Annotated in this window: 16 protein-coding genes; 3 read left to right on the forward strand and 13 right to left on the reverse strand. The window is 32.9% G+C overall.

All coding sequences use genetic code 11. The features are described from left to right. Window positions 1-26 precede the first annotated feature (26 nt). Window positions 27-698, reverse strand: a complete 672-nt coding sequence (locus QM538_01645; protein MDI9347192.1) for an ABC transporter ATP-binding protein — start codon at window positions 696-698, stop codon at window positions 27-29. Then, window positions 691-1953: an ABC transporter permease gene (locus QM538_01650; GenBank protein MDI9347193.1), complete on the reverse strand. Its 1263-nt coding sequence runs from the start codon at window positions 1951-1953 to the stop codon at window positions 691-693. Before QM538_01650 ends, QM538_01645 begins: the two co-directional genes overlap by 8 nt. Before the next feature lie 25 nt (window positions 1954-1978). Between QM538_01650 and QM538_01655 the strand changes: the two genes are divergently transcribed. Both QM538_01655 and QM538_01660 read left to right on the forward strand, forming a co-directional pair. Then, entirely contained in the window at window positions 1979-2680 is a 702-nt protein-coding gene (locus QM538_01655; protein ID MDI9347194.1) for a rhodanese-like domain-containing protein, read from the forward strand. 307 nt (window positions 2681-2987) lie between these two features. Further along, complete coding sequence (locus QM538_01660; GenBank protein MDI9347195.1) at window positions 2988-5960, forward strand: helicase-related protein; 2973 nt, start codon at window positions 2988-2990, stop codon at window positions 5958-5960. Window positions 5961-5971: 11 nt separating this feature from the next. Here QM538_01660 and QM538_01665 read toward each other — a convergent pair whose 3' ends face one another. Together QM538_01665 and QM538_01670 are read right to left on the reverse strand one after the other, a co-directional pair. Next, entirely contained in the window at window positions 5972-8926 is a 2955-nt protein-coding gene (locus QM538_01665; protein ID MDI9347196.1) for a TonB-dependent receptor, read from the reverse strand. 47 nt (window positions 8927-8973) lie between these two features. Beyond that, window positions 8974-11556: a TonB-dependent receptor gene (locus QM538_01670; GenBank protein MDI9347197.1), complete on the reverse strand. Its 2583-nt coding sequence runs from the start codon at window positions 11554-11556 to the stop codon at window positions 8974-8976. Window positions 11557-11619: 63 nt separating this feature from the next. Between QM538_01670 and QM538_01675 the strand changes: the two genes are divergently transcribed. Continuing rightward, window positions 11620-12336, forward strand: a complete 717-nt coding sequence (locus tag QM538_01675) for a CsiV family protein (protein MDI9347198.1) — start codon at window positions 11620-11622, stop codon at window positions 12334-12336. Here QM538_01675 and nagZ read toward each other — a convergent pair. From nagZ to dnaE, 9 genes are read right to left on the reverse strand one after another with little or no spacing between them, the layout of a single operon-like run. Further along, on the reverse strand, window positions 12299-13315 hold the full coding sequence (gene nagZ / locus QM538_01680; protein ID MDI9347199.1) for a beta-N-acetylhexosaminidase: 1017 nt from the start codon (window positions 13313-13315) through the stop codon (window positions 12299-12301). The genes QM538_01675 and nagZ overlap by 38 nt on opposite strands. Then, window positions 13305-13781, reverse strand: coding sequence for a 2-C-methyl-D-erythritol 2,4-cyclodiphosphate synthase (gene ispF, locus QM538_01685; protein ID MDI9347200.1), 477 nt, complete (start codon window positions 13779-13781; stop codon window positions 13305-13307). The genes nagZ and ispF overlap by 11 nt, the downstream gene beginning before the upstream one ends. Next, window positions 13772-14467, reverse strand: a complete 696-nt coding sequence (locus tag QM538_01690) for a 2-C-methyl-D-erythritol 4-phosphate cytidylyltransferase (GenBank protein ID MDI9347201.1) — start codon at window positions 14465-14467, stop codon at window positions 13772-13774. Before QM538_01690 ends, ispF begins: the two co-directional genes overlap by 10 nt. Continuing rightward, window positions 14439-14804 carry a septum formation initiator family protein gene (locus QM538_01695; protein ID MDI9347202.1) on the reverse strand — a complete coding sequence of 122 codons (366 nt, stop codon included), beginning with the start codon at window positions 14802-14804 and terminating at the stop codon, window positions 14439-14441. Before QM538_01695 ends, QM538_01690 begins: the two co-directional genes overlap by 29 nt. Continuing rightward, window positions 14791-16056, reverse strand: coding sequence for a phosphopyruvate hydratase (gene eno, locus QM538_01700; GenBank protein ID MDI9347203.1), 1266 nt, complete (start codon window positions 16054-16056; stop codon window positions 14791-14793). The genes QM538_01695 and eno overlap by 14 nt, the downstream gene beginning before the upstream one ends. After that, entirely contained in the window at window positions 16043-16924 is an 882-nt protein-coding gene (gene kdsA / locus QM538_01705) for a 3-deoxy-8-phosphooctulonate synthase (GenBank protein ID MDI9347204.1), read from the reverse strand. The genes eno and kdsA overlap by 14 nt, the downstream gene beginning before the upstream one ends. Further along, entirely contained in the window at window positions 16921-18564 is a 1644-nt protein-coding gene (locus QM538_01710) for a CTP synthase (protein MDI9347205.1), read from the reverse strand. Before QM538_01710 ends, kdsA begins: the two co-directional genes overlap by 4 nt. Continuing rightward, window positions 18545-19900 carry a tRNA lysidine(34) synthetase TilS gene (tilS, locus tag QM538_01715; protein MDI9347206.1) on the reverse strand — a complete coding sequence of 452 codons (1356 nt, stop codon included), beginning with the start codon at window positions 19898-19900 and terminating at the stop codon, window positions 18545-18547. Before tilS ends, QM538_01710 begins: the two co-directional genes overlap by 20 nt. After that, window positions 19897-23388 carry a DNA polymerase III subunit alpha gene (gene dnaE, locus QM538_01720; protein MDI9347207.1) on the reverse strand — a complete coding sequence of 1164 codons (3492 nt, stop codon included), beginning with the start codon at window positions 23386-23388 and terminating at the stop codon, window positions 19897-19899. Before dnaE ends, tilS begins: the two co-directional genes overlap by 4 nt. Between the last annotated feature and the right edge of the window lie 2 nt (window positions 23389-23390).

Below are 23390 nucleotides of genomic sequence, written 5' to 3' on the forward strand. Positions count from 1 at the left end.
TAAAATCAGAAATTAAATTTTAAGTACTATTCTTCTTGTAAGTTACCAAAGGTAAGATTTAATCTTCTAGTTACTTTAGAAGATATTTGTTGGTCATGAGTAGCAATTAACAAGGCTTTATTGCTTTGATTACAGAGATTTAAAAGTAGATTAATGATATGCTCTTTAGTATGCGGATCTAAATTTCCAGTTGGCTCATCTGCAATAACCACACTTGGATTGGTAATAAGCGCTCGAGCAATCGCAACTCTTTGTCTCTCACCGCCTGATAGTTGATATGGGTAAAGTGTGTTTTTATTTTGTAGTGAAACTTGATTTAAAAGTTCTCGGACAAGATTAGTAATCGTAGTACTGGATACCTGGGTTAGATAAAGTGGCAATGCAATATTTTGCTCTACGGTAAGCTCCCGCACTAAGTGGTGTCTTTGAAAAACAAAGCCAATATGTTTTAATCTAAATAAAGACCACTGTTGCTCGCTATAATTTGAGATATCAATAGAACAATGTTTAATCATCCCGCTATCAGATTTTAATAATCCTGCAATAATATGAAGAAAAGTAGATTTTCCAGAACCTGATGCTCCATATAATGCTATTGATTGACCTGGGTAAATTGAACATGAAACTTTATTTAGAATTGGATTACCTTCTGAATAAGATTTTAAAACTTCGATTATTTCTAAAACCGGACTAATCATGGCGTAATATGTCAGATGGTTTTATCATACTCGCTCGATACGAAGGGTGAATTATGAAGAATAATGAAAGTAAAATTGTAGATAAGGAAATTATTAAAACATCTTTTAACAAAACTTGACTAGGGACTTGTGTAATAATAAAAGTGTCTGTATTTAATATTTTAATATTAAATAGTTGCTCAAAACCAAAAACAATTGCTGGAACATTATAAGCGATAGATAGTCCTATAACATTTCCAAACAATATACCCATTCCAACTAAAAGGCATCCATAATAGAGAAATATTTTTAAAATGGTATTTGGCGTAGCGCCGATTGTTCTTAAAATCGCAATCGTAGAACGCTTTTCTCTTACCAGCTGAGATAACGCGATAGATAAATTGAATGTAGCGAGCAACACAATGATGAATAAAATTAAAAACATAACTTTCCGTTCTAATGCTATGGCCTGGAATATATTACTATTTTTTACCGTCCAGTCCATAATTATTAATGGCTCAGTTATACTTTGCTGAATTAATTTTGCAACTTCAGGAGCGCGCTCTGGATCTTTAAGCCAAACCATTAAACCATCTATCTGGTTGTTATGGGAAAATAATATCAAGGCATCTTTTAATCTCATAAAAACCATTGAGCTATCAATTGAATGAATGCCGGAATTGTAAGTTGACGCAAGTGTTACTTTTTTAAAAGTAGGAACAAATCCTATAGCTGTTTGATGGGTATTTGTGGAAAGTAATAAAACTTGTTGGTTGAGATTAAGTCCGATTAATTTGCGCAAATATTCGCCGCTAATAATTTGCCATGGCATTGCGCTTGGATGAAGCGCATCAAGCACTTGCTTACTTGATTTATCCTGAAGTTGAAAGCCATATTTGAATGCGTCTTCCTCTATTCCATAAACAAGTACTCCTTGTAAATATTGATCGTACTTTATCATCGCTTCTCCACGAACATATGGAGTGGTTAATGAAACCTCTGGCAAGTTAGAAATTAATTTAATCACAGAATCCCATGGTATAAAAAGGGGATCATTTTTTAGGGCTTGAATTTCAATATGGGGAGTAAATTGTAGTAAAGATTTTTTTAACTCCTTTGAAAAACCATTCATAATTGATACCGCCACCAACATAGCACTAATTCCCAAAGTAATGCCAATAACTGATAATAAAGATAATAGGGAAATAATTCTACTTTCAGATTTACCTCGAATATATGAAACGGCAATAATAAAAGGTGTGGAATATCTAGACATGTCAGTAGAGTATAATAATTAAAAAATGAATAATTCTTTACCAATATTCTACTCTCTAGAAAGAGTTTTGCTTTACGTATGTACGATTAGCACAATAACGATTATGATCACTAGTTTCGCTGAAGAGGTGGTAGGAATAACCCCTACCTTAACCAATGTGGAAACCACTATAAACGGAACCGCATATAGAATCTATAGAAATCAAGATAATACTAACTTACTTGATGGGATTTATAGAAAAACCTCTAGGCCATGTCCGCCCTACTGCATTCAACCAATAAAAGCAAATACTAAAGTTGAAACAATTGGGGAGCTAGAGTTGATAGAAAATTATAATAAAAACTTGATAGGTAACAAAACATTGCTTCTTGACGTAAGAGAACCAGAATGGTATTTACTTGGAAGCTTGCCTGGATCAGCACAAATTCCGTTATCAATAATTTCAATTGCCTTTGAGCAAAACAATCTTCAGCTTATGGATAAATACGCCACAAACCAAGCTACGATAGATGTGATAAAATCGTTCAAACTACTAACCAATACCTTTAATCCATTTTTAGAATACCCTACTATTATAATTTTTAGTAATGGAAATTGGGATTCGGATAGCTATTCAACAATTCAATTATTAATTAATAAAAAATATCCAGCAGAAAAAATTCATTGGTACAGAGGCGGTGTGCAAGATTGGTTAGGTTTAGGATTTAAGCTTACTCAAGCACGATAAATTATATTCTTAAAAGTTACTCAAATTTCACACATCTCCTTTGGAGAGTTGCAAATAATCTTTTTTTTATATTGAACAGTCATGTATTGTTTTGGTGGAAACCGTTCCAATACTGCAGCAATTGTTGTAACAATAACTTGAGTTTGTTTTAATTCAATTAATGTATTTGCTGTGTTGATTAATTACAGAATGGGATTGTTTACCATATGATCGAGTTGCCCCTTCACCAGAACATTTAATCAACACAGCAAATACATTAATTGAATTAAAACAAACTCAAGTTATTGTTACAACAATTGCTGCAGTATTGGAACGGTTTCCACCAAAACAATACATGACTGTTCAATATAAAAAAATACAAAAAGGACAAACCTTAGATTGTGAAGGGTTATGTGAATTTTTACATTCCATCGGATACTCCAGAACCAAAACATCAGTTAAGTTTCAAGGAGAATACTCATTATTGGGAATGATAATTGAACTATATCCATTTGGTTACAGTATTGGATTTAGAATTATTTTACAAGACATTGTTGTGGAACACATATATCAATTAGATGCCAATAACAACATAATAAAAGAACATGATGGTCACATTATTCTAGCAAATAATAGTTGGCATCAAATTAATAGCACAACTATTAATATTTTTAAAAATAATTATCGTAATAATTTTGAAGGGAACTTAGTAAAAGATGATTTTTATATGTCAGTTATATCAAATAAGTATCATGACTCCTTAGATCACTATTTTCCACTATTTTTTGAAAACACTACAACTATTTTTGACTACTTAAATGAAAATGCACTTTGGTGTGTACACCCTGATTGGCAAAGTAAATTAGATCAACGATTTAGTTTTATCAATAATTGTTATTCTCAATCATCACATTTATATCCAAAAAAACCACTAAAACCTGAAGTGAGGTACGTCACTCCAACTAATTGCATACAACAAATAGGTAACCCTAGTTATGAGAACGAATCAGAAATAAATTTACCGTTAACGATAGAAGTAAATCAACTAAAAGATATTTTAATATCTTATTCCTTACTTAAAACCAAACCCAATGTTACCTGTAACACAACAGATATTAAACTACATAAAACTATTAGTGATACTCTAAATAAACTAGGTTGGGAAGAAAGTATTCGATTTACATCCCTACGAAACATTGAGTCTTTTTACGATGAAGAAATAAATTATATCTATATTAATTTAAGCAATCCCTTTGATTCAATAAATAATAATGATGAGATATCCGCTGATGCAATACTTCACAGCTTGCCACAACTTAAAATAAATGATTTCATAATACATAAAAGGCATGGGATTGGAATTTATAGAGGGCTAGTAACAATGGCCTTTGATGATGTTGATACACAAGAGTTTATTGCAATAGAGTTTTCAAACCAAACATCGTTATACCTTCCAACTCATGAGTATTCACAAATCAGTTTTTACGCACCAGGTAACCAAGTAAACCCACCAGTGCTTGGAGTGTTACATGGATCTTCGTTCAAACAAACTTATAATAAAATCACTAAAGAAACTATTGATTATGTAGCAATTATCCTAGAACAACAATCTAGACGAAAATTAAATAGCAAACCTCAAAAGTATAAACTTGATCCACATGCATATAACAATTTTTTAAGTTTATTTAATTATCAAGAGACTGAAGATCAAAGCAATGCAATACATATCACTTATAAAGATATGATGTCTCAATCTACAATGGATAGAATAATTTGTGGAGATGTGGGGTATGGGAAAACAGAAATAGCACTCCGTGCAACATTTTTAGCAGTATCAAGTGGGTATAGCGCAATATGGATAGCTCCTACATCATTATTGGCAGAACAACATGCTGAAACAATTAAAAAAAGATTTATAAATACTACAGTTGAAATTTTTCACTTGAGTCGTTTTGCGCAAAATAAGTTAACTATAAGTATTTTAGATAAGATTAAAAACACTTCACCATCAATAATTGTTGGAACACACCGTGTATTAAATAGTGCCATCACTCCAAATAAACCTTCCCTGCTTGTTATTGATGAAGAGCATAAATTTGGTGTTGAGCATAAAACAAAATTATTAGAAATACACCCTCAATTAGATTTACTAACAATGAGCGCTACTCCAATACCTAGAACATTAAATTTAGGAATAACAGGTTTAAAAGACTTGTCATTAATATCAACACCTCCCCCATCACGAAAACCTGTAATTACTTATTGTATGTTATATGATAAAGGATTTATAAAAGAAGCTATAGAACGAGAACTACAGAGAGGTGGGCAAATATTTATAGTGCACAATAAGATTAGTACCATAGACACAATGTATGATCGTATAGTTGAATTATTTCCAGAAAATAAAATTGCTATTGCGCATGGTCGAATGAAATCAGAAGTGCTTGAAACAGTGATGCAACAATTTGCCAATAAAGAGTTTGATATATTAATAACCACAACTATAATTGAGAGCGGAATTGACTTTCCAAACGCAAACACATTAATTGTCACTATGGCAAATAATTTAAGTCCAGTTCAATTACACCAATTAAGAGGTAGAGTGGGACGATCCTACCAACAAGCAATAGCAATATTCATAAGTGATACCAAAGAAGGTTTAAAAGAATTAGAGGATATAAAAAACACTCACTTTAATGGTGCAGGATTTCATCTTTCGCTACAAGATTTAGAAAAAAGAGGTGCTGGTGAAATATTAGGTAAAAAACAATCGGGCAATTTACTTACCCTAGGCACAGAGCTATATCTAGAAATACTTTCAAAAGCAATGCATGATTTAAAAGAAAATCGCACTCCGGTTGATTTAAACACTACAATACAGTTTCATGAACCAGCTTTTATACCTGAAAGTTATTGCATAAATCCAGCCTATAGATTACAAATATACAGGCAAATATCTAGATGCACTAAAGAAGATGAAATAAATATAATTTATAAAAATATAGTAAAAGAGTACGGAGACCCACCCAAACAATTTGAAAACTTAATTTTAATTGCAAAAATTAAACTATTAGCAAACGCAAATAATATTGAAACTATTCAATGGTCAAAAAAATCAATTAACATAACCTTTAATAACTCAGCATCAATACATAGTAAATTAATAGACTTAGCTTCAAAAAATATAGCCCAATTTACTGTTACATTTCATCAGAATGGTTCGGTTTCGTTCAACCATCAACCATTAATTACAGCAATAAATCACTATAACTTTTTTGTTGAAATTATAAAATTACTTTAATGTTAATACTATCAGTATTTAGCTGATATTTCAAAACCATAACTAACACCACCAGACTGCAACACAAATGCTTGTCCAGCTTCAGGAGCGGCAATGACTTCAACAGGATATCTAATATTTTCTATATTTTTACCCCAAATACCAAACCTTAGTGAGTCATCTGAAATTAAATCTAATCGTAGATTAATAATGCCAAATGGATCTCTTTTAGTTTTTCGTAAATCAGATTTAGCGTTTGGAAGACCGCTCACTTGATTACAATTAGATGGATTAACTTGCATACCTAGACCTAAATTTGCCAAATCAGCTGAGGAATAACACAAACCAGTATATTTTGTGTAAATATTATTAACTGATTCACCTTGTACTTCGCTAAACCAAGTGGTACCAGTATAAGAGTAATCAATTCTAAATAATAGAACTAATTTGTTGGAGACTTGTCCCTTATATTGTAAAAATAAATTAGCATTTGAATCTGGTGAAAATGGAACAGTATTACCTACTGTATAAGGTCGATTTTTATTTTTTTCAATTTTTGAATCAATTTTTGAAAAACCAAATCCAAGTGTAAAGCTTTCTGTTGCGACAAATGATGAAGAAAACTCAAGACCAGAAATTGATGCTTCATCAATATTTGTAATTCCATACAATAAACCAAATGCTCCTGCAAAATAACTAAAAGTTTGTAAATTTTTTACATTATTATTATAGATAGAAAAATCTATGAAGCCACCATTATTATCAAGAGTTTGTTTGAATCCCAATTCAAATGTATTTGAAGTCTCTTTTTTATATTCGTCTTTGACATTATAAACTTGTAAAGAAAATTTAGATGGATCAATTGAGATTAGTGGGTTCAAATTAGAATCATAGACTGTATTGCATGGTCGGAATTGTGTAACCAGCGTTGTTACACTAGGACAATAATAATAATCAATTGTATTCTTTAAACCAGTAAAGTTAAATCCACCACTTCTAAAACCAGCACTGTAGCTTGTGTAAAAATTAAAACCAGAACCTTCAGGTCTATAGCTTAAAGCTAATTTAGGTTGAAGTTGTTGGAAAGATTTATTTACATCAGCGACTTTCTTACCGCCGTTAAAATTATATAAAATATTTAAATATTTAATACCGCAAGGAGGATTAATTAAAGGGTTAGTAGCAAAGTTCGTAAGACAAGTAATGGTTTCAGATTGTGATTTAGTAATATCTGGATTGCTAATATAATCTGGATGAGGTTCGCTAGTCGTTGGAACATTATTTTGAACAGTTTTATCTTCGTGATCAAATCTAGCATCAAATGAAATATTAAAATTTTCAGTAACATTCAAATTTAATGAACCAAAAACAGCAGCAACTTTGTTGTTATAAGTGTCAGAATACAAAACTTCTGTTGGACTGGTAGAAGTTTTTAAATTTAGTTCTCTGGCAATTATTGATAATCCCAAATCTTGGCCTATAGAAGCAACAGCATCATTAGTGATGTTATGTAAAGAAAAACCAGCTACCCAAGCAATGTCCTGTTTTGGATTAGATGAATATCGTAATTCAAAATTTAAATCATTTTGTGTTCTTTTTTGATATTGATAGCCATCACATGAAGTAGATCCATAAGAGGGATAATTATTATAATAATTGTAAGGTTGTTCAGGATTTAATGACCGTGAGCTTACTAGAGATGACTGGAGACATTTAGCATAATTTGCTTGACCATTTGAACCGAAAGCAGAATACAAATTTTCAAGAACTAAAGTGTTAATATTTAAACCAGGTGTGGAACGAAGCGCTTGTTGATCAATAATACTCTGATTAAGAAATGCAGCCGCCGCACTAATGTCTGCAAACAGTACTCCTGGAGCTAGCAAATTTTTAAGGTTCTGATTAGAAAATAAGTTTGCCGCAAAACCATTTGTACCATTTGTGCCATTTATTATTAAAGATTTCACACTATTAAACGCATAATTTGCGGCTGTAAAAGTTGCTTGTCCGTTTGTGCCATCACCTATAAGAGATGTGTCTTGTTTGTTATTTGAGAGTAGAATTGTGAGTGAATTATCATTTCCATAATCAAAATCTAATTTTGCCGAAAAATTATTATTTTTTGAGTTATTTATATTTTTTATATTATTAAGATAACGATAATTTACTGAATTAACATTGGTAGTAATTACACAGGTTGGGTTATTTACACTACAATTTCCAACAGAAAAACCAGCAGGTATTGAGTTAAAGTTTACAGCACCTGAGTTGGCTTCATTTGCTTCGTAATTTAAATCTAAAGTTATGTTAGAAGCAACTTTTCCAAAAAATCTTAATGACAAATCTTTTTCGTTAAAATCATCTACATTTTTTTGTTTAAAATACTGGCTAGAATAAAATCCATCAGTTTTTGTTAGTCCATAAGTAAATTTAACTGCAAAATTTTTAGTTAATGGAACATTAATAGTTTGCTGAAGTAATCTAGCATTGTTATTTGCAAAAGAGTATCTTGATGTACCACCAAAGGCATCAGCTGTTGGTTTAACTGTATTTATTATTATTGCACCAGCAATAGCGTTTCTACCATATAAAGCGCTTTGAGCTCCTTTTATCACTTCAATTGATTCAATGTCAATTAACTCACGATTTAAAGCACCTGGATTAGGGATTAAAATGCCGTTTTTAATTATTGCCACATTAGAGTCTGTCAGACGTGCATTATATAACCCTCTTATACTTAGCTGACTATCGGTAATTGTTGCGCCTTGAACTAGATTTACACCTGAAGTTAGGGATAGAAAATCTGTATTTCTATTAATTGAAGCGTCACGAATCTGTGACTTAGAAAAAACAGTTACACTAGCAGAAGTCTGCTCTAAAGTGCTAGTATTTCTCAGACCTGTTACAATAATTTCTTCAACAATTGGCTCTGCAATTGCAGTAGAAAAAGTTAGTACAAAAATTAATCCAGATATTATTCTAATCATTATTGGCTCCGTTTTTTTAAATTCTCTTTATTTTTTTTAATTACTTATTAATATTTAGCTGATATTTCTAACCCTACAGATCTAGATGAGCCTTGATGTATAAAAGATCCACCAAATTCAGGGGCTGGGATAATTTCCGCTAAATATTGGGTATTCAATAGATTGTCTGCCCAAAGAGTAACTGCAAAACCGCTATCCCACTCAAAGCCAATACGAGCGTTTACTAAACCAAAACCGTCTCGTTTTGTTTTTTCCATACCACTAAAACCAAAACCATACTGAGTAAATTGATTTGGGATTTCATCATTTCTATTGTTTTCTTGTACTTCGCCAAACCAGGTATCGCCGGTAAAATTATAATCACCTTTGATTATAATTTTAACTCCTTTAGTAATATAATCTTTATACTGAACACCTAAAGTATAGGACTGTACAGGGGCAAAAGGCACGAGATTTCCCTCAGTGTAAGGACGATTAGTGTTTTTGTCTATTTTTGATTTAATTCTAGAATATGCTAAATTTAACATTATCCCTGAGCCAACTTTAAACTCACCAGCAAATTCAAATCCATTAATACTTGCCTGATCAATATTAGTGATTACACGCAATAATCCATAAGGCCCAACCAAGAAGTTAAAGAACTGGAGATTGTCTACTATAGTTTTGTATGTAGATATGTCCAAAGTAACATCACCGTTATTTAGAAAAAGTTTTAAACCCAGTTCACCAGAAGTAGAAACTTCTTTTTTATACTCATCTTTAACATTAAATATTTTTAGTTGGATTCCAGGTATGTTAAAAACTCCATAACCAGTAAAACAAGGAGAAGCTCCACCCATAGTTATAGGAAGGGTTGGCGAAGGAGTTTTACCTGCGGGACAATAATATTGATTGATTGTAGCTTCAGTTCCTAGTGAATTAAAACCACCACTTCTAAAACCTACTCCAATATTACCATAAAAATTAACGTTGTCTTTTGGGTGAACACTAAAGCCAATTTTTGGTTGGAATTGTTCAAACGTTTTACTTTTTGATGGTATTGACTTATAATTAGCTGAATTAGTAATACCTGTATTGATGACAGTTAATCCTGGATTCAGGAAACCATGTCCCTGTGGATTTAAACCTGTATTAAAACTAGGAGATACATTATTTGTTGCTGATCTTTTTTCTTGGTCGTATCTTAAATCCATTAAAATATCAAATGTGGTATCTACTTTAAAATTCAATGAAGTGTAAAAGGCAAGAACATCACTTTTATACTTATCATTAAAGAGCAAATCAGTTTGTGGGCTAAACCCTTCGAATGGTACTCCAGTGCCAAAGTCCTCTCCTTGAGCAACTATAACATGGCGGTTAATTTGATATATAGACATTCCGACCGTCCATAATGTATCAAGTGAAGGATCAGACTTATATCGTAAGTCTAATGTTATATCTCGTTGGTCTCTTTGTTGATATTGGTATCCATCACAAGTAGTTACAGAATATGGGGGGTAAAAACCTACATTAGGATAGGTGGAAGCCGTACCAAAAGGTAAAGGGAACGAAGGTAATAAACCACTATTAACCTGACCTGAAGTGTCCTGACATGAAGTAGTGCCAAAGTAAGTAGAAAACGCAGCACTTGCACCATCAGCTAAAAGTTTATTTTTTTGATCGTTAAATGCTAACATGAAGACAAACGATTCATTATTTCCTGTATCCACATCAAATTTCATTGAAAAATTAAAATTGTCAGAATTGTTTTTAGATTCTATATTGGATTGATAATCAAAATTATGTAAATTTACATCTTCATATAAAAAAGGAGCTGCGGGACTCCCTATTGAAGAGTAAAAGGCAGATGCTTGGGGTAATTGTACAGAAGCATTAAAACTAATAGCTGGGCCAGTGGCTTTACCAAATCCAATTTTAAAATCTGCAGTAGTGTCGCTTGAAATGACTCCTGTAAATCTTGCTAGGAAATTATCGTCATTAAGATTATCAATAACTTTTTTATTTAAATAGGTATTTTTATAAAAACCATCAGTTTTTCTACTACTAAAAGCAAATTTAGCAGCGAAATCATCGCTGAATGGTGTGTTAATAACCTGTTGGAGCAGTAGTGAGTTATTATTACCAAAAGTTATTTTAGTTGAACCTTGATATCCTGAAGGGTCAGGCTTTGCGGTATTTATAATAATCGCCCCAGCAATTGCATTTCTACCATATAGAGCACCTTGAGGTCCTTTTAAAACTTCAATTTGTTGTAAATCGATTAACTCACGATTAAACGCACCCGGATTAGTTAACAAAACCCCGTCAACTACTAATGCAAAATTTGATTCAGAGTCTCTAGCCCCATTAAGCCCTCTGATGGATACTTGGGTGTCTTGGATTTCGGCAGTATGAACTAAGGACACACCGGGAGAAAGTGAAATAAAATCACCTACTTTTTGAATACCACTATCTTGTATTTTTGATTGGGTGAATACCTGTACTGAAGCAGGCGCACCTTGTAGTGAAACTTCTCTTCCAAGTGCTGTAACTACAACCTCTTCAATTGAGTTAGTTGCATTTTTAACTTCACTTGCAAATGATAACTGAGTTATAAAACCAATCATCAAAAACATTATAATATTTTTCATATGATATACCATTTTAAATTCCCTCTCAAAAATTATGAATATTATATAGTAAATTGTACACAAATGAAAAAATATTTTTACTTTTTTTTCACCCTCGCCATAATCTCAATTCCATGCATGGCGGCTGATACCAACCAACTAGAAAGTACATTTTATGGTAAATATGTAGTTTTTGAAAATGTAGGTAATCTTGACTATAGAGACATTGAAGAAAATGAATTGCATTATTGTGAAAGTAGCCAACAGTTACCACAAAATCAAATACCACAAAATCAAACGACAGACACAAACCCTGCTCCACTTAATGTGAATGTGGAAATTAACCAAGAATTTGGCCCTGAAATAGAGCTCTTTTTCAATGACTTTAACCATTCATTGATTAACTTGCAAAAAAACACTCAGTACAGATTAATTGACCAATTTCAATGGCAGGTAACAATGCTTGGAACAGAAACTACTGAACTTGTAAAAATATCAAGCGGTATGACGATGGGTGGTGAAAATAGACCTATTCCAGATAATTCAGAATGCTTACTGGTTTCTGAGAAAAATCAACTCCATGAGTTGCATGGCACAGTAGAGTTGGTATCGGGTAAATATTTTCATGCGTTTAACAACTTTCAGTTTAGCAAAATTACCGATCAAGGACTGAAAATCTACAATATCCAGGAAACGAGGAAAATATCTAGTGACAATTTATATTATCTTGACCATCCAAGATTCGGGATACTTTATAAAATAATTAGCGAAAAGAGTATTGCTCGGAAACAGAAGAAATAAATTTTTTGGTCTTTAAGAATCTATCAGTTTTTATTTCTGATTGATCGAGTGCTGCTTTGAATTGAAACATTTTTTCCTGTTTATGATTTGGTTTCAGCGTTGAAGAAAACTGGATAGCTAATTCAATTGTTGGTTGTGAGTTGCATACAAGAAGCCAATCACAACCTGCTTGTAATGCTAGATTGATGCGATCACCAATGGTGCCAAACCCTTCCAATGCATTCATCTCCAAATCATCGCTCACTATCACACCTTGGTATGAACAGATTATTCTTAAAAAATATGACAGCCACCAAGGAGAGAGAGTAACTGGTAATGAGTCAATTTTATCAAAAACGATATGAGCAGTCATGATCATTGGTAGCTGATTCGCAATGACCAATTGAAATGGTAGTAGATCGGCATAGATTTGATGTAAAAATCGTTCATCGACAGGAAGTGTATTGTGAGAATCAGGAATTACATAGCCATGGCCTGGAAAATGTTTACCGGTAGCAGGCATACCGGCCTGCATCATCCCTTGCATATACTCAAGCGCGCTTGATCCGGCAATAAAAGGATCACGAGAAAAAGCACGATCGCCTATAATCACCGAACGGCTATGTTGTAAATCAAGCACAGGAGCAAAATTAGCATCTATTCCATAATATCTTAACTGGGTAGAAATACACCAAGCACAATCTCTTATCGATGGGCTCGAGGTGGAAATAGATTTTACCAAAAATTCCATTGGGGGAATAATGATAAACTCGTCTTTAAATCTCTGGACACGCCCTCCTTCTTGGTCTACAAATATAGCTAGGGGTGAGTTTGCACGCAATAAATGTATTTCACAAGTCAATTGTTTTAATTGTTCTGGGTTTTTATAATTTCTCGAAAAAAGGATAACCCCTAGCACAGAAGGATGGGACAACATATTCTTTTCCACTTGACTTAGATTGTAGCCTTGAACACCAACAATGAGAAAATTAGTCAGCATCTTTTATTAACAATGTCGCAAACGCGCAGACAGCTTGATTGTTTCCAATTAGTCCAAGCGTTTCAGCAGTTTTTGCTTTAATGCTAATTAACGATTGATGGATTTTTAAAATTGTTGCTAGATTATTTTTGATAGGGGTTTTGTATTGCTTAAGGGAAGGCTTTTCAATAATAATGGTAGTGTCAAGATTTAAAATTGTATACCCTTTCTCTTTAAGCAATTGAGTGGCACTTAAAAGAAAAACTTCACTTGGCATATTCTTATATTTAATATCTGAATCTGGAAAATGCGATCCTATATCCTCTTCACCCATTGCTCCATACAGTGCGTCGCAAATTGCGTGGATTAAAACATCACCATCAGAATGAGCAACACAACCAAGCTCAGAATCTATAAACACGCCCCCAATAACTAAACGGTGGTTGGGGGCTAGTCTATGAATATCAAACCCTTGGCCTACACGCATAGGTATAATGAAGCGATAGTTATATCATGTTGATATGTTATCTTTATATTTTTAACACTACCAGTTAAAAGCACTGAATGATACCCTGCATAATGAATAGCGGAGACTTCATCATCAAAAACCAACTTATGACTGCAGGCTAAAGAAAGTGAATGGTATAAATGCTCAAATCTAAATACTTGAGGTGTTTGTGATAGATAAAATTCACTTCGATTAACTGGAACAATCGCCCCATCTAAGTCTATTTTTTTCAGAGCGTCTGTAATCGGTATAGCAAAATGACCACCATACGGATGGTTTTCAATCTTAATGAGCTCTTCTCGAAGATCCCAAGAAAATACAGGTCGTACAGCATCATGGACGATTACCCATTCATTTGGTTTAGCAAAATTCTTTAAATATTCAAGCGAATTCATAACTGAATCCTGTCTGGTTACACCTCCATTTATAGTGTGGACATTTGGAGGGATATTTTTTATCTTACTGAAATTATTATCTAATTTAGAAATTGGAATAATAATTTTGCTTGGCCTAAAGATTTCGTTTAATGAATGGATGGTGTGTGTAATAATTTCCTTATCGTGAATAACAACATACTGTTTTGGTTGCTTGGCTAAAAAACGCTGCCCGATTCCAGAGGCTGGAATAACCACCCAGTTAGGGGCGTCTAGAAGTTGGTTGCTCATCGAGATTGTAAAGCTGAATAAAAAGCTCATTTTTTTTCACCATACCTAAATTTCTTCTGGCGTAATCTTCATATCTTAAATCAAGATTATTTTTGGATTGAATTGCATATATTTCATTTTTTAATTTTTTTATTTCATCTTGTAACGACAAAATCGTATGTTCAATTGACGCTATTTCTTTCTTTACTACTGCAGTATACAAAATACCTTTTTTTCCTAAGGTGATATGGTACACATTAGCAACAGTAATCAAAACTAACAGCCAGAAGATGAAGACTTGGGATGTTGCTACTTGTAACAATGCACGATACCCTAATTTTAGTTTACTTAAAATCATTGGCTAATGAAATTTTATATCTACGCTCGAGTCTTAATAACTGATTATACTTAGCGGTTCGATCGGTTCGTGAAAGTGAGCCAGTTTTTATTTGTTTAGCATCAATCCCAACTGCTAAATCACTGATAAAAGTATCTTCTGTTTCACCACTTCTATGAGATATGATTGTTTTATACGAATTTTTTTTAGCCAGTGCGATTGTGTTAAGCGTCTCAGTTAATGTCCCAATTTGATTTACTTTAATAAGAATAGCATTTGCAAGCTTTTGATTAATTCCCTCCTGAAATATTTTTTCATTAGTTACAAACAAATCATCTCCGACAAGTTGAGTAGTGCTACCTAATCTCGATGTAAGTAGTTTCCAACCAAAAATATCTAGTTCACTCATACCATCTTCTATACTAATTATAGGATATAAATTACAAAGTTCTGAAAGATAGTCAACATGTTGTTCGGATGAAATCTGTGTGTTAGGATCAATTTGATAGGTTTTTTCATTCTCATTATAATATTCGGTGCTTGCACAGTCCAAAGCAAAAGCTATTTGATTTTTTAATGAATACCCTGCTAATTCTACTGCTTGGCAAAGTATGCTTAACGCTTCTTGATTCGATCTAAGCGGAGGTGCAAAACCACCTTCATCGCCAACTGTAGTTAAATAACCCAAATCATTAATAATTTTTTTTAATGCATAAAAAATTTCAGCACCCCATTGAATCGCTTCAGAAAAAGTTTGTGCACCTACTGGAATTATCATAAATTCTTGAATACTTAGATTATTATTTGCATGCGCACCACCATTAATAAAATTAAACATAGGCATAGGCATACTCATTGGACCTTGTTTTGATACATGTAACGCAAGGTCACAACCTAGTTCCATTGCTTGAGCACGGGCAAATGCTAGTGAAACGGCAAGTAAAGCATTAGCGCCTAGTGAATTTTTATTAGTAGTTCCATCAAGCTGAATAAGCATTGTATCAAGTTCAGATTGAAAGTTAAATTGATTGTTATTAATCTCCTTTGCAATAGTTGTGTTAATGTGCGATACTGCTCGAAGAACACCTCTACCTGCAAATCTCTTAGAGCCGGTGTCTCTAAGCTCAACCGCCTCTTTGCTTCCAGTTGAAGCTCCAGATGGTACTGAGGCTCTTCCTATCGCTCCACTTTTCAATTGAATTTCAGCTTCTACTGTAGGATTTCCTCTTGAGTCGAGTATCTCCAAGCCAATGACTGAATTAATAATACTCATGGTGTTGTTTATCTTTTATCACATTGTCAATTGCAATTATTTGTTTTAGCAATTCTTCTATTTGATACATTGGCCAGGCATTTGCACCATCACTCAAAGCGGAAACTGGATCGGGATGTGTTTCAATAAAAACACCTGCTACGCCATTAGCCACTGCAGCTCTTGCAAGTGTTGGTACAAATTCACGAACCCCACCAGAAGCAGTTCCTTGTGCGCCGGGAAGCTGAACTGAATGTGTCGCGTCAAAAATAACCGGGTATCCAAATGATTTCATGACAGTTATACTTCGAGGGTCGCTGATTAAGTTGTTATAGCCGAAAGATGCCCCTCTTTCACATACCATTACATCATGGTTGTTAGTTGCAATAATCTTTAAAATCACTTGTTTCATATCCCAAGGTGACATGAATTGACCTTTTTTTATATTAACTGGCTTACCTAATGATGCAACTCTCGTAATAAAGTTGGTTTGCCTGCAAAGAAACGCTGGGGTTTGAATTACATCGACAACTGAAGCAACTTCTGCAAGTGGAGAATCTTCATGAACATCAGTCAAGACTGGTATATTAAAAGTTTTTTTTACATCTTCAAGTATTGATAAACCATGTTCTATTCCCACACCACGAGGAGAGAGATGTGACGAGCGATTAGCTTTATCAAAAGATGATTTATATATAAATGAAATATTCAACTTAGAAGTTACTTGTTGTAAATAACCCGCTGTTTCTATTGCCAAATCTTTACTTTCAATCGCACAAGGACCTGCAATAAGTACAATCTTTGACAAATTACCAATATTAATAGTGTCGACCTTTACAATTTTATTAGGATATTGTTTTTTTTCAACCATAAAAGGAATAGTATTCATGATTGAGCTATTGTTTTAATAAAATTATTAAAAATGGCGTTTCCAGTAAAAGGATTGGATTGAAATTCTGGGTGAAATTGCACGCCAACAAACCAAGGATGATTTACGCTTTCTATGACTTCAATTAAATTATTATCCACATCTCTACCTGTTATCATTAATCCCGACTGTGATATTTCTTTTTCATAAAATGGATTTACTTCGTACCTATGTCTATGTCGCTCAGAAATAATATCCTGTTGATAAATATCATGAATCTTGCTTCCGCTTTTTAATCTGCACTTATATGAACCTAATCTCATACTCGATCCTTTATCACTATTGAATGTTTGTTTTTTTATACCATGTTCGGTTTTCCATTCGCTAATTAAACTCACAACAGGGGAAGTTGTTGACTGATCAAACTCAGTGCTAGTTGCGTCTGGAATAATACCATTAGACTGCAAAGATTCTATTAACATTAACTGCAAACCTAAGCAAATTCCTAAAATAGGTATGTGATTAATTCTAGCATGCGAAATTGCAAGTTTTTTTCCTATAATTCCACGAATTCCAAAACCGCCAGGTATTACTATTCCTATATTTTTTTTGTTGTGTAAAAAAGATAACATTTCTACATTCGTAATTGATTCAGAATCTATGGACTCAATATTTACATTTGTTTCAGTAACTAAGCCAGCATGTTTTAAAGCTTCGATTAATGATAAATACGCTGAACCATTATCAATATATTTACCGATTAAATAAATTGTAGCTATTGAGTTTTTTACTTTTTTTGTGCGTTTCACAAGATCTATCCATGGGTCGATTTTACATACAGTCTGAGGAAGATTCAATCTATTGAGCACCGCTCGGTTTAAATTTTGTTGTTGAAGCGCTAAAGGGATCTCATAAATTGTTTGATAATACCCGATACTAATAACTGAACTTGGATTAAGATTAGAAAACATAGCAATTTTTTTTAAGTTACTGTCATCTATGGTTTTTTCTGATCTGCAAATGACAAAATCAGCTTGAATACCTATGGAGCGCAAAGTGGATAAAGAATGTTGAGTTGGTTTAGTTTTAACTTCATCAGCGGCATGCAAATGTGGAACTAAGGTTAAATGCACATAACAAGTATTTTGAAAACCTATTTCAGGATCTAGAGATATCTGTCGAATGGCCTCAAGAAATGGTAGCGATTCTATATCCCCAACAGTACCACCAACTTCTACCAACAATACATCAACTGAAGAAGCATTTTTTTTTATTCTACTGATTATTTCATCTGTTATATGGGGTATCACTTGGACAGTGGCTCCTAAATAATCACCCCTTCGTTCATTAGCGATTACTGTAGAATACACTTGACCAGTAGTAAGATTATTTTCTCTGTACATTTTCACACCTGTAAACCTTTCATAATTACCTAAGTCTAGGTCAGTTTCAGCTCCATCAGAAGTAACAAAAACTTCGCCATGTTGAAACGGGCTCATGGTACCTGGGTCTACATTTAAATATGGGTCCATTTTAAGTATTGATATCTTTAATCCATGAGCGCTAAGTAAGGCACCCAAAGAAGCGGTGCAAATGCCTTTTCCTAATGAAGAAACTACACCTCCAGTAATAAAAATAATTTTATTTGACTGTTTTGCCATGAGTTGATATATTTAAGTATTTTACCAATGTTATGGGTTTAAATGGTAACATTAAATTATTTAGCAACAACCACTGCTGATCGTACATTGTAAAATTTTCATGCACAATCATAATAAGTGCATTTCCATTAAAATAACAGAATAAACATTCCTGTCTTTCCCAAGGAGGAATGGTTAATTGTTGAAATTTATTTCTTACCGATTTTCTTTTCAAAGAACTATCAGTAATTTTTTCACCACCCTTTCTTGGGACTAGTATTAAGTTTTCCGGCAGGTACGTTGTCTGTGGGAACTGGCACTTTATTAAAGCACTACAAAGCTCTGGTGTTATGTCAAGACGCGTGGTGTTGCTGAATCGTTGATTTTCAAATAATATATATTCTTTCCACTTTATTAACTTTTGTGAAGCTACTAACAATTCAGCATAAGAATCTTTAGATGTTGCTATGAATTGACTAACTGAATTAAACTGCTTAGTTGTCGGATAATTTCCACAGAATTGTCTGATATAGAATCTAAGAGCGTTATTTTTTCGCTCCGTAGGCATATTAAATAGCAACGATAAAGACACTACAGGGTATTTTCCAAATAGCAGGACGGTGGCATTTTTAATATCTTGATGTGCATTGAGTTCTTCATGTCTGATGGTTTCCGAACAAATGGTGCTTAAGCGTAACAGAGATTTTCTATATTGAGGATAAATAATCTCAAATCGAGGCATAATTTCCTCTCGCAAAGCTACGCGTTTACTTATCAAAGCAGAATTCATAGGATCATCTATCCAAGACAAAGAACGTTGTAAAGCGTATGCCTTGATCGTACTTTTTTCTAGAGATAATAACGGCCTAGCAATTGGGAATGGTGAATATTTAAATAAACTTAAACCAACCAATCCTTTGATACCAGTACCTCTTATTAAGTTCTGCACAATTGTTTCACAATGATCATCTAAATGATGGGCTGTAACAAGCATTGTTGAGGAATCCAAATAATTACTGCATAAACTGTACCTCAATCTTCTGGCTTGGTTTTCTAGAGAAGATCCTTTTGACACAGTTCCTTTACAAAGTATAATCTTATAATTATACTTACGAGCAATTGCGGTACAATAATTCTCAAATTCCACAGAGCTACTTTGAAGATTGTGATTAACATGAATTAAAGTTATGAAAGAATGATTAACTAAACTAGCGGTATAAAATAAATCAACTAAAACAGTAGAATCCACTCCACCACTAATCATTAATAAAAAGTTTTGGTATTTATTATTGGTCAATGACTGAATGGTGCGCAAAGATTCTAAAAACACCGAACCTACTTGTTGAATAGTTGTCACTGTTCCCATTTTTCAAAGCTAAAACCATTGGTTAATGTGAAATTGCATAGCTCTAAAAGTAATATAGGGGTTAGCCTAATTTTTTTCTTATATTGAACTGTGACAATATCAGTACCTAAATCTAATATTAAATTAATTGCCATTGCACCCTCACTGACTGGTAAAAGAAAGGATTCAATTTTTTGAATACGATCAACAGCAGAAGTATTCGTAATCTCACTCATAAATGTAATAGATTTCAACCTCCTAACCCAATGTTCAAATAATTCAACATTCTTAACATTTTTTTTAGAAGTTAGAGATGATTCATAATTTTGCTTGTTATAAAAATCATAGCTACTTTTTGTAAATGTGACAACAGCTATTTTATTTATATAATCAGACATTGGATTTAATAAGGTATTTAGAGATGCTCTATATTCTCTACGCCCTGTATCATCCTCAATCGATAAAAATACTTTATGCTTCGTTTCATTTTTACCCTTTTGAGTGCTTTGAATGTTTTTTTTATTATCTTTGAAGGAAATAGATTGCATATCAAGTATCAATACTAATGCACTTAACCCCTGTTCGTCATTTTGTGAATCAATTTGAGTTAGAGTAATAAAACTAAAATTATTTTTTACGATTGTGTATTCTTGTAAGGGATGCGTTTTAAAATAATAGCCAAAAGTATTTTTTTCATTTTCTGCTAACTCATGGAGAGAGTACTCACTACAGTTTTGCAACTCTAAACCTTCTTCAAGGTGTTCATTTTGAAGCGAAGTATCAAAGAGTGAATTTTGTTTTATAGCAATTTGATGTTGCGATGTTGCTCCATATTGAATATATTCTGATAGTTTATCAGATAATGCTTTTCGTTTATTATTAAATTCATCAAATGCGCCTGAGTGAATTAACGCCTCGATAGAGCGCTTATTAACTATTTTCAAAGGTACGCGTTTTATAAAATTAGTAAACGAAGTAAACTCGCCATGTTTATTTCTTTCCTCTATAATCGCCTCACCGGCTAAATCCCCCATTCCTTTTAACGCTTTGAAACTATATTGCAAAGTGGTGCTATCTATAATTGCAAAACCATTTATACTTTTATTAACTGAGGGAGGTAAAAATGTTAATCGTTGTATTTCATCTTGATGCATCAACTCAACAAATGATTCAATTTTTTTAGATTCATTATCTAAGTATGAAGCAAGATAATCAATAGGATAATAAGTTTTTAACCAAGCTCCTTGATACGCAACGAGTGCGTACGCAGTAGAATGAGATTTATTAAAACTATAACCAGTAAACTTATCTATATCTTGATAAATTCTTTCGGCTATTTCTATTTTATTTACAGTTAATGCAATTTGATTTATGAACTTATTTTTAAGATGAACAAGTAATTCTGATTTTTTCTTTGTAATTGCGTTTCGTAATAATTCAGATTCGCCAGGTGTAAAATTGGCGAGTACTTTAGCAATTTGCAATACCTGTTCTTGATAAACGATAACACCAAAAGTAGTTTTTAAGATAGGCTCTAGTGCAGGGTGTTCATAGGTAACAGTTTGTCTGCCATGCTTTCTATCAATGTATAAATCAACCATTCCTGCATCAAGAGGGCCAGGTCGATATAGGGCTAAAATAGCAATTATTTCTTCAAATTTAGAAGGTTGTAATTGCTTTAGCTTAGTTGTTATTGATTTTCCTTCTAACTGAAAAACACCTAAGGTTTTTCCTGAACATAACTCATCATAGACCCTAGGGTCGTCTAATGGTATTTCATCAATTTCAATGTTTTTACCCAATCTTTGCCTGACTGAAACAATTGTTTTCTTAATTGTAGTAAGCATTGAAATTGCTAATAAATCAAATTTTATTAAACCAATATACTCTAGATCATTTTTATCAAGATGAGTTACAGTTAATTTAGATTTTTCATCCCTATATAACGCAGTATAATTAACTATAGGTTGCGGTGAAATCACCACTCCTCCAGCATGTTTACTAATGTTTCTTATCTGACCTTCGAGTTGAGTAGAGTATTCAAATAATTTATTAGTTTCTTCTGAAGAAGTAATTAAGGTATTAAATTCGACACTCTTGCTTTTCGCATCACCTAATGTAATTTCCAATTCATTAGGTATTAATTTTGCAATTGAATCAACATATCCATATGATAAACCAAGAACCCTACCGACATCTCTGATTACGGCTTTTGCAGCCATAGTGCCGAAAGTTATAATTTGCGAAGTCTGGACTGTTCCATAGACATCCAACAAATGTTGAATCACTTTATCTCGATCTTCTTGACAGAAGTCAATATCAAAATCAGGTAACGATTTCCTATCAGGATTTAAAAATCTTTCAAACAAAAGATTGTACTTTATTGGATCAATTTTAGTTAATTTAAGGCAAAACGCTACTAATGAACCGACACCCGATCCTCTGCCCGGCCCGACCATAATGTTATTTTTTCTTGCCCAATCAATAAATTCTTGTACAATTAAAAAATACCCTTCAAAACCAAAGTTATTAATAATCGAGAGTTCGTATTGCAATCTCGATTGATAGTCCTCAATGGCAAGTTCCTGATATTTATTTAAATATTTTTCTAACTCGTTATTTGCTAAATTAATTAATTGCTGCTTCATATCATCTTTTTTTACAGATACAGCAGTAGGTAATTGTGCATTAGTGTTTTCATAAATAGTGAAGTTACAACGAGCAATTACTCTACAAATATTATTTAAAACTTCAGGGTATTTTTTATATATTAACGTAGCTTCATTTTCACTAAGCACAAATTGCTCATCTCTGAACAAGGGGTTGATTAAGTAGTCATTTAAACGCTGACTTGATTGTATGCATACTTTAATTTCATGAGTTAAATAACTTTCTCTATCAATAAAACGCACATTATTGACTGCTACTAATGGCAGTGAATTAATTTTAGCTAGACTTGCTAATTGAGAATGTATATAGGTTGAGCAAGAAGCGTTAAGTGGCGGAAATCCAATAGACATATTATCGCCAACAATACTAGTTATTCTTGAAATATCATCAGAGTCAATATCTAAATAAATAGCTTGTGGTGAAATATTTATTGAAAATGGATCTGCTAATGGATTATAAATTAAAAATAACCCGGAATGATTGTCAAGTAAGTCTTCAATTGGTATTTGTTTGTATAAATTATCAGATCGAGTATAAGCATTTGTTAGTAGCGAGCAAAGATTTTGATAGCCGTCACGATTCATAACTAGGGCAGTAATACAAAAAGTTTTTTCTTTTATACCTTTACATATCAAATCACAACCAATAATTGGATATATGCCTTGTTCTTTAGAAATTTTACAAAATTGGACCGAACCAAACAGATTCATAGTATCTGTGAGGGCAACCGCGCCTTGATGTAACTCTTTTGCCCGTTTTATTAATGTGCCTATTTTTATAATACCGTCGGATTTAGTGTACTCGCTATGAACATTTAGGTGCGCAAACATTA

It is taken from the genome of Candidatus Methylacidiphilales bacterium, assembly GCA_030054035.1.
In the GTDB taxonomy this organism is placed as follows: domain Bacteria; phylum Pseudomonadota; class Gammaproteobacteria; order JASGCS01; family JASGCS01; genus JASGCS01.